The sequence below is a fragment of the Lysobacter sp. 05T417 genome (assembly GCF_056396405.1).
The window spans coordinates 1-878 of sequence record NZ_JBFTLK010000023.1 but is presented as its reverse complement, the minus strand read 5'-3'; the positions used below and the strand labels follow the sequence as shown (position 1 = coordinate 878).

1 protein-coding gene is annotated in these 878 nt (G+C 62.1%); it reads left to right on the top strand.

All coding sequences use genetic code 11. The features are described from left to right. Positions 1-251 precede the first annotated feature (251 nt). Positions 252-725, top strand: a complete 474-nt coding sequence (locus AC1DER_RS17210) for a hypothetical protein (RefSeq protein WP_477248548.1) — start codon at positions 252-254, stop codon at positions 723-725. Positions 726-878 lie beyond the last annotated feature (153 nt).

The window sequence follows — 878 nt, the reverse complement described above, 5'->3', positions numbered from 1 at the left end:
CGTGGTTTTGCTTCGGTTGCGCGCACAACGCCCCCAGCCTCGGCCATTTGGGGCAGCATTTTTCCCGCTTCGGCCGGGGGCCCTGTCTTCGGCGGCATTGGGCACCGCGAGCTGATACATTCCGCCGGGGGTTGGGTCAAAGCAGAGCAATCGGCCGCAGGTCTGGGCTCCGGTTGCGGCGCTAGGCCTAACAAGTCATTCAAGCCGACGCCGCTCCGCGGCGCGGCTTAACTCTGGCGTTAGCTGCCTCCATGGCCCCATCGATCATCGAGATCAACAGAGCAGAGCAAGCCTACTTGGGTCGTGATGGCAGCCCCGTGCTCGGCCAGGCATTCGACATGTTGCTGGCGCGCTGGGCCGCAGGCCAGAGAGACCGGGAGACGGCTCTGCGATTGTTCTTCCTGAGCTGGTACGCCAACTGCGAGCCGCCGTTCCTCACAGGCCTGCCTACGGAACACGAAACGGCAAGAATCTGCTCAGAGACTTTTGCGGTCCTTGGCGGCGCGGACACTTCTGACCCAGAAGTCTGTTTTGTTGTGGGTCTCATGGCGGACCTTTTTCCATGGTGCCTAGGGGACGAAATCTATTGGGTGGAGGTTGGTCATATCCTTGCGGGTCGTGCCGCTAAGCTCCAGCCAGGTGGCCCGTTTCCTTCGGTGTTTGCGGGACGCGGAGCGTACGGCGAATACTTTTCCCACGTGCTGACTGCGCTGGCAGGCAGCTAACAATTCATTCAAGCCGACACCGCTCCGCGGTGCGGCTTAACTCTGGCGTTAGGCGAGTTGTCGCCGCTGTGCAGCCGTAAGGGCGTAGAGCCGCGCAGGTTGCGGATGCGTGGCGGGCGACTTCGCTAGCCCCTAGTCGCTCTTGTTGGGTAC

Excerpts from the sequence above, each read along its gene's own strand:
- AC1DER_RS17210 (WP_477248548.1), top strand. The coding sequence starts at position 252 with ATGGCCCCATCGATCATCGAGATCAACAGAGCAGAGCAAGCCTACTTG.